9 protein-coding genes are annotated in these 7,717 nt (G+C 25.5%); all 9 read left to right on the top strand.

The features are described 5' to 3' along the window. The first annotated feature begins 118 nt into the window (after positions 1-118). Positions 119-982, top strand: coding sequence for a tyrosine-type recombinase/integrase (locus ACWYO2_RS03955; RefSeq protein ID WP_455515199.1), 864 nt, complete (start codon positions 119-121; stop codon positions 980-982). Then, positions 975-1,370 (top strand): hypothetical protein, encoded by a 396-nt coding sequence (locus ACWYO2_RS03950; RefSeq protein ID WP_455515198.1) that lies wholly within the window; start codon positions 975-977, stop codon positions 1,368-1,370. Before ACWYO2_RS03955 ends, ACWYO2_RS03950 begins: the two co-directional genes overlap by 8 nt. A 25-nt stretch (positions 1,371-1,395) precedes the next feature. Then, positions 1,396-1,959, top strand: coding sequence for a DUF1694 domain-containing protein (locus tag ACWYO2_RS03945; RefSeq protein WP_455515197.1), 564 nt, complete (start codon positions 1,396-1,398; stop codon positions 1,957-1,959). 11 nt (positions 1,960-1,970) lie between these two features. Next, positions 1,971-3,239: a UDP-N-acetylglucosamine 1-carboxyvinyltransferase gene (gene murA, locus ACWYO2_RS03940; protein WP_455515196.1), complete on the top strand. Its 1,269-nt coding sequence runs from the start codon at positions 1,971-1,973 to the stop codon at positions 3,237-3,239. A gap of 121 nt (positions 3,240-3,360) precedes the next feature. Further along, the gene (locus ACWYO2_RS03935; RefSeq protein WP_455515195.1) at positions 3,361-3,675 is read left to right on the top strand and encodes a PadR family transcriptional regulator; all 315 of its coding nucleotides are present in this window, start codon (positions 3,361-3,363) and stop codon (positions 3,673-3,675) included. Then, positions 3,668-4,621, top strand: coding sequence for a DUF1700 domain-containing protein (locus tag ACWYO2_RS03930; RefSeq protein WP_455515194.1), 954 nt, complete (start codon positions 3,668-3,670; stop codon positions 4,619-4,621). The genes ACWYO2_RS03935 and ACWYO2_RS03930 overlap by 8 nt, the downstream gene beginning before the upstream one ends. A 103-nt stretch (positions 4,622-4,724) precedes the next feature. After that, the gene (locus ACWYO2_RS03925) at positions 4,725-5,270 is read left to right on the top strand and encodes a hypothetical protein (protein ID WP_455515193.1); all 546 of its coding nucleotides are present in this window, start codon (positions 4,725-4,727) and stop codon (positions 5,268-5,270) included. A 131-nt stretch (positions 5,271-5,401) separates the two neighbouring features. Beyond that, on the top strand, positions 5,402-6,100 hold the full coding sequence (gene rlmB / locus ACWYO2_RS03920) for a 23S rRNA (guanosine(2251)-2'-O)-methyltransferase RlmB (protein ID WP_455515192.1): 699 nt from the start codon (positions 5,402-5,404) through the stop codon (positions 6,098-6,100). Between the two features lie 14 nt (positions 6,101-6,114). After that, positions 6,115-7,717, top strand: a 1,603-nt coding sequence (leuS, locus tag ACWYO2_RS03915) for a leucine--tRNA ligase (protein ID WP_455515191.1), incomplete at its 3' end; no start/stop codon positions are given.

Raw genomic sequence — 7,717 nt, 5'->3', positions numbered from 1 at the left:
AATACTAAAATTAAATATTTAAATAGTGATGAAAGAGTTAATGAAATTGCAAGAATACTATCAGGAGATAATATTACTGAAGCAAGTAAAATAATAGTTAGGGAAATGATGAAATAATATGGTTGAAATAAAAGCTTTTTTAGATTATTTAAAGTTTGAAAAGGGAAATTCAGACAATACAATTAAGAGTTATAACATAGATTTAAGAAATTTTTTTGAATATATAGATAAAAATATTAAAGAAGTTAATACTGAAGATATATATGAATATATTGAATATTTAAAGGGAAAATATGTATATAATACAGTTATACGTAAAGTTAGCTGTATAAAGTCTTTATTTAAATTTTGTTATATGGAAAAATTAATAGATAAAGATCCGAGTAATAAGATAAAAAATTTAAATAAAGAAAAAAGACTTCCAGAAATTTTAACTCTTGAAGAAATAAAAAAAATAATAAATAGTTTTGATCATACTCCAGAAAATAGACGGAATCAAATGATATGTAAAATGCTAATAGCAACAGGTGCTAGAATTTCTGAAATATTAAATTTAGAAATTAAAAATGTAGAAAATACTGATTTTGAATTTGTTAAAGTTTTTGGTAAAGGAAGTAAGTACAGATATATACCTATATATCCTGAACTTGAAAATGAATTAAAGGAGTATATAAATGTATATAGATCTCAGCTTAAATCAAGTGTAGGTTCATTTTTATTATTTCCAGGTATAAGAAGGGAAAATTTTTGGAAAGTTTTAAATAAACATGCATTAAATGTTGGAATAGAAAAAAAAATACATCCTCATTTATTTAGACATTCTACAGCTACTTTATTACTTGAAAATGGGGCGGATATTAGAATGGTTCAAGAAATATTAGGTCATGCTAGTATAAAAACAACAGAGATTTATACTCATGTTGAGAAATCTACATTAAAAAAAATATATGAAAGTGTTAAAATAGGAGAAGAAGATGAATGAATTTATTAATAAGTATAGAAAAGAATTATTATTATTTATTATTTTTATACTTATAGGTGTGATAAGCCATATATTTTTAAGTTTTACTACTATTATAATTTTTAGCTTATTTTTTTTATTTTTAGTGTATAATATAACATGCTCTATTTTTAAAGTTAAAGCTACTGTGATTAGAGTTTTATTAATGATTTATTTTTTGCTTGATTTGATGTTATTATTAACAGCTAGATTAAATGAAAAATATTTATTAATATATATTGTAACTTGTGCTATAATACTAATAGCTTTAAGTAAAACAGAAGGAATAAATGGATTGAAAAGAGGTGGAGTTCTTTTTGCTATGTATACAGTAATTAAGTTAATATATTTAATGTTTTTAATTAACTAATTTGTATATATATTATAGAATTATTATGATACTTGAAAATAATATGTTAAAAAAAATAGAAAAAATGAAAGATAAAGTAGCAAAAGCTAGAGTTGAGCGTAATAATTATTTAGGGGAATATAAAGAAAGAGTTATTGTTGCTTTAACTAAAAAAGAGCTTTCTGAAAAATATATATATCCTGAAGTAAAAAAAGCAGTGATGAAAAAAATTGCAAGTCAAATGATTATATCTAGGGATACAGATTTAAGTAAAATTAAGAAATATATAAGATTATCACAAGAAATGAAATTACCGTGTAAAATGGTGGATGGACTTTCATATATAGGTGATATAGGTCTTGTTGTTGTTTCCAAAGAAGCGCTTAAAAATCCCAAAGATGATCCTGTTCCACTTTCATTTGAAGAGAGAATATTGAATGCAGGTTTGGATGAAATTTTTTATAAATCAATGGGGAAAAAAATATCAAAAAAATATTATGATATAATAAAGGAAAAATTACCAGAGTTACTAGCTTACTATAAGCCAATAACTTTTTTGGATAGAATAACAGGGACTAAATGTCCTATAGTTGAAAAACTTGAAAATTAGGAGGAATAACAGTGGTAGAAGGTTTTAAAATAGAAGGTGGAAGAGAACTTAATGGAATAATAGAAGTAAGTGGTGCTAAAAATGCAGCTCTTCCTATAGTAATAGCAACACTTGTTGAAAAAGGAGAGTATATATTAAATAATGTACCAAATTTAAGAGATATAAGAGTGTTGTTTCAGTTGCTTGAAGATTTTGGATTAATAGTAGCAAAAATAGGCGATAATAGCTATAAAATAATTAATAATGGGTTTAAAAGAAATGAAGCAAGTTATGAAATAGTTAAACAAATGAGGGCCTCTTTCTTAGTTATGGGACCTATGATAGCTAATTTAAAGGAATCTGTAGTTTCTCTACCGGGAGGATGTGCTATTGGTTCAAGACCAGTAGATATACATTTAAAAGGCTTTGAAGCATTAGGGGCTGAAATTACTCAAATTAGAGGATATGTTCATGTATCTGCTGAAAATTTAAAAGGTGCTGATATTGCCTTTAATTTTCCATCTGTAGGAGCAACACAAAATATATTAATGGCAGCTGTTAAAATACCAGGAACTACAAGAATAATTAATGCTGCAAGAGAGCCAGAAGTAGTAGATTTAGGTAAATTTTTAATTAAAATGGGAGCTAAAATAGAAGGTCTTGGAACTAATACTATAACAATAGAAGGAGTAGAAAAATTACATTCAACAGAATATAGTATAATGCCAGATAGAATAGAAGCTGGAACTTATGTTATAGCTTCAATTTTAACGAAAGGTGAGTTAAAAATTAAAAATGCTAATATAGAAGAGTTGGGTGTATTTAAACAAAATCTTGAATCAATGGGAGTTGAATTTATTAAAGATGGTGATATATTAACTGTTAAAGGTAAGGTAGAAGATTTAAAACCTACAAGAATAGTAACTATGCCACATCCTGGATTTCCAACTGATATGCAAGCACAAACAATGTTGCTTTTATCTATGATAAAAGGTCATAGTGAAGTAGAAGAAACTGTGTTTGAAAATAGATTTATGCATGTTCCTGAATTTAATAGAATGGGAACTAATATATCTATTAGACATGGTATAGCTAATGTTGAGGGTGTAGATAAATTATATGGAACTAATGTAATGGCATCAGATTTAAGAGCAGGTGCAGCTTTAGTAGTTGCAGGACTTATAGCTGATGGAGAAACTATATTAAGTAGAATCTATCATATAGATAGAGGATATGATAAGTTAGAAGATAAGTTAAATAAGGTTGGAGCTAAAATAGAAAGAATTAAGTTAGAAGTTTAATTTTCTAACTAAAAATATATTTTATAGTGCCTCTAGGGTGTAAAACTCTAGAGGTATTTTTTATTACAATATTACTTGACAAACAATACTATATTATATATAATATTGGTGAGGTGATAATATGCAGATAACAAGTGAAATTTTAGAATTTTGTGTACTTTCTAGTTTGAAAAAAGAAGATTTGTACGGATATATATTAACTCAAAAAATACAATCGAGAGTTAATATTAGTGAATCAACACTTTATCCCGTATTAAGACGGTTACAGAAAAAAGATTTTTTAGAAACTTATGATGTAAATTTCCAAAGTAGAAATAGGAAATATTATAAAATAACTGATAAAGGTATTAAAGAACTTAATAAATTTATTGAAGAATGGATAGTTTTAAAAGAAGAAATCGATAGTTTTATAAAGGAGTTGAATGATAATGACTAAGAAAAAATTTATGCAAAAATTAGATAAATATATAAAGGATTTACCTTATGATGAGAAAGCTTCTGTATTTATGTTTTATGAAGAATATTTTAAAGATTTAGGACTTGGAGATGATGATGAAATACCAGATGATATAAATCCTAAAAAAATTGCAAGTGATATATTACTTGAATATGGAGTTATTAAAAAAGGTAATGGATTTTCTTCGTTTAAATTATTTTTAATAACTATAGGTGGAATATTTAGCTTACCAATTACTATACCGATGCTTATACTTGTGTTTACAGGAATAGTAGTAGCAGGGGCTTTATTAATTTCGTTATTTGCTCTAATATTTTCAATTTTAACTGTTCCTTTTTATCTAGGATTTTCTTTAATTGGAACTATTTTATCAAATATTGGTAATAATTTAAGTATTATAGATATTTTGGCATCAGTATTGATAATATCAGGGGTAATATTAATTCTTTATTCTATAATTAAAGGAATTGTAAAAATATTCTTTAAAATATTATTGATGATGACATCTACTATTTATAGTTGGATTTATAACAAAAATGAAATGAAATATGAAGATATTAATATGGAACTAAAAAAACTTGATAAAATTGATTTGAATAATTTTGTTGGTAAAATTAAAATAATTAAAGGTAATGAAAATAGATTAAAAATATTAAATTCTAATATTGAAAGTATAGTTGAATATGATGAAGAAAAGGGAGATTTAATTGTCTCTCAGATTGGTAAAGTTTTCTTTAGTGAAAAGTATAAATCTATATTGGAACTTGAATATTCAGAAGAAAGTTTAGATGTTAATATAAAAAATATAGTTGCTAGATTTAAGATGGAAACACCAGAAATTGGGAATATAGAAATAAAAAATATAGTCGGTAAATTTTATTTTATATTATCTGATGATGTGAATTTGGATAAAAGTAATATATGAGGTAATGTTAAAATTAAAAAGAATATTTCTATTTCTCCTGAATCAAACTTGAATATGTCTATTTTTAATGTTGTTGGAAAAGTTGTTATAGGAGATGGTAAAGATGCGTAAAATATTAATTGGAATATGTATGTTATTTTTAGGATGTATAATAATATATTTTAATGATGGATTTAAAATAATGGATGAGGTTGTTAAAAGTGAAGATGTATTACCTATACAAAATATAGTGGTAGAAGATTTTTTTGGAAGTATTGAAATAAAAAAATCAAGTAGAGATAATATAATAAAAAGTGATAATGTAGAAATTAGAAATATTGACGGAACTTTAAAAATATCAAATAAAAGGAGAAAATGGTTTAATTTTGGAAAAACTAGTTCAAAAGTAGTGATTGAATATAGTAGAGATATGTTAGATATGGATGTTGTTGATTTAGTTGGAGATATATCAATAGAAATGCCACAAGTTTCACTTTTAAATATTATAGATGTAGTTGGTGATATTAATATTAAAACTAATGGTGTAATTGATATTATTGATAGTGAAGATGTGTTAGGTAAAGTAAGTTTGAAAAATGTTATAAAAGACTATAATTCTAGTCAAAAAATTAGTATTAGGGATTTAGTTGGAGATATAAATATATTTTAAAAATTTAACTATAAACAGAAGTTATCTAAAAGAAGTTTCTTTTAACTTCTGTTTTTTGTTTTTATTACTAGAAAAAAATGAAAAAAAGATGTATAATAAAAATATTAAAGTAAGCAATGGAATGGAGAATAATGGAAAAGATTAAAGGAATAAATCCTGTTATTGAAATTTTGAAAAGTGACACAAATATAGAAAAATTAGAAGTATATAAAGGAATTAATAAATCACATATTAAAAATATATTAGATTTAGCTAGTAAAAGGAATTTAAAAATATTTTATACAGATAAAAGAGATGATAATTCTCAAGGAGTAGTAGCATATATTTCAGAATATGATTATTATGTTGATTTTGCAGAATTATTATCAAAAGAACTTACAAAAGATAAATCTATAATTGTAGTTTTAGATCAAATACAAGATCCAAGGAATTTTGGAGCAATTATACGTTCATGCGAGTGTTTTGGAATAGAAAGTATAATTATGCAAGATAGAAATAATGTTAAAGTTACAGAAACAGTTGTAAAAGCATCTACTGGTGCAATAGAACATGTGGCTATTTCACAAGTTGTAAATATAGCTGATACTATAGATAAATTGAAAAAATATGGATATTTTGTGTATGGTGCAGAAGCTAATGGTGATAAATACTACTATGAGGAAAAATACCCAGATAAGGTTGTTCTAGTATTAGGTAGTGAAGGTAAAGGATTAAGAAAAAGAGTGAGAGAAAGTTGCGATTCAATATTAAAAATACATTTAAAAGGAGAAATAAATTCATTAAATGTATCTGTCGCAGGTGGTATTTTATTATCTGAAATGAGTAAATAAGAGAGGTGTTAAATTTGAAAAAAGAATATATTTTTAAAGATATAGAAGAAAAATGGCAAAAACTTTGGAATGATAATAAAGTTTTTAAAAGTCTAAATAATGTTGAAGGAAAAGACACATACTATGTTTTAGAAATGTTTGCATATCCATCTGGGAAATTACATGCAGGACATTTGAGAAATTATACTATAGGGGATGCTATTGCAAGATATAAAAAAATGAAAGGATTTAATGTAATACATCCTTTTGGATGGGATTCATTTGGTCTTCCTGCTGAAAATGCTGCTATTGATAATGGCGCTAGTCCTGCTTTATGGACAGCACAAAATATAGAAAATATGAAAAGACAGTTAAAATTAATGGGACTTTCTTATGATTGGGATAGAGAAATAGCAACTTATAAGAAAGAATACTATAAATTTAATCAAAAATTCTTTATAGATATGTATAAAAAAGGTTTAGTTTACAAGAAAAAATCTTATGTAAATTGGTGCCCTGATTGTCATACTGTACTTGCAAATGAACAAGTTGAAGATGGTAAATGTTGGCGTCATGGTAAAACTGATGTTATACAAAAAGAATTATCTCAATGGTATTTTAAAATAACAGATTATGCAGAAGAGTTGTTGAAAGGTCATGAAGAATTAAAAGGTCATTGGCCAGAACAAGTTTTAGCTATGCAAAAAAACTGGATAGGTAAATCTGAAGGTAGTCAAGTAAACTTTACATTAACATATGATGGTAAAGAAATTGAAATACCAGTATTTACTACTAGAATAGATACTATATATGGAGTTACATATATATGTCTTGCACCAGAACATGATTTAGTTTCAAGTGTTATATTAAAAGAAAAACCTGAATTAAAAAATGAAGTTGATGCAATGATAAATGAAGATAAAATTTCAAGAGAAGCACAAGATAAAGAAAAAAATGGAATATTTACAGGATTTTATGTTAAAAATCCAATAAATTCTGAAATGATACCTCTATATATAGCTAATTATGTTTTAATGGATTATGGTACAGGTGCTGTAATGGCAGTTCCTGCTCATGATGATAGAGATTTTAAATTTGCTAAAAAATATAATTTGAGCGCCAAAGCTGTAATTAAGGCTAAAAATCCAGAATTTGAATTTGATGGAAGTCAAGCATATTTAGGTAAAGGAACGCTGATTAATTCTGGAGAATTTGATGGTTTATTCAATGTGGATTCAAAATCTGAAATAATAAAAAAATTAGAAAATATGGGTAAAGGAAAAGCTACTGTAAATTATAGATTACATGATTGGTTAATAAGTAGACAAAGATATTGGGGAACTCCAATACCTGTTATTTACGGAGAAGATGGTAATATGTATTTAGATGAAAATTTACCTGTAGAGCTTCCAACAGATATAAATTTTGATACAGGAGGTAATCCTTTAGAAACATCACAAACATTTAAAGAAGTAATACTTCCTAATGGTGTTAAAGGAATTCGTGAAACAGATACTATGGATACATTTGTTGATTCATCTTGGTACTATTTAAGATATTTAAATCCTAGTGATAAAGATAATCCTTTTGATAAAAATGATGCAAATAAAAATACTCCAGTTGATCAATATATTGGAG

Source organism: Pseudostreptobacillus sp., from assembly GCF_977040545.1.
This window is presented reverse-complemented; position numbering and strand designations above follow the sequence as displayed.

Bases quoted from the DNA above. Each gene is read 5' to 3' on its own strand.
- ACWYO2_RS03955 (WP_455515199.1), top strand. From the start codon at position 119: ATGGTTGAAATAAAAGCTTTTTTAGATTATTTAAAGTTTGAAAAGGGA.
- ACWYO2_RS03950 (WP_455515198.1), top strand. From the start codon at position 975: ATGAATGAATTTATTAATAAGTATAGAAAAGAATTATTATTATTTATT.
- ACWYO2_RS03945 (WP_455515197.1), top strand. From the start codon at position 1,396: ATGATACTTGAAAATAATATGTTAAAAAAAATAGAAAAAATGAAAGAT.
- ACWYO2_RS03935 (WP_455515195.1), top strand. From the start codon at position 3,361: ATGCAGATAACAAGTGAAATTTTAGAATTTTGTGTACTTTCTAGTTTG.
- ACWYO2_RS03930 (WP_455515194.1), top strand. From the start codon at position 3,668: ATGACTAAGAAAAAATTTATGCAAAAATTAGATAAATATATAAAGGAT.
- ACWYO2_RS03925 (WP_455515193.1), top strand. From the start codon at position 4,725: ATGCGTAAAATATTAATTGGAATATGTATGTTATTTTTAGGATGTATA.
- rlmB (WP_455515192.1), top strand. From the start codon at position 5,402: ATGGAAAAGATTAAAGGAATAAATCCTGTTATTGAAATTTTGAAAAGT.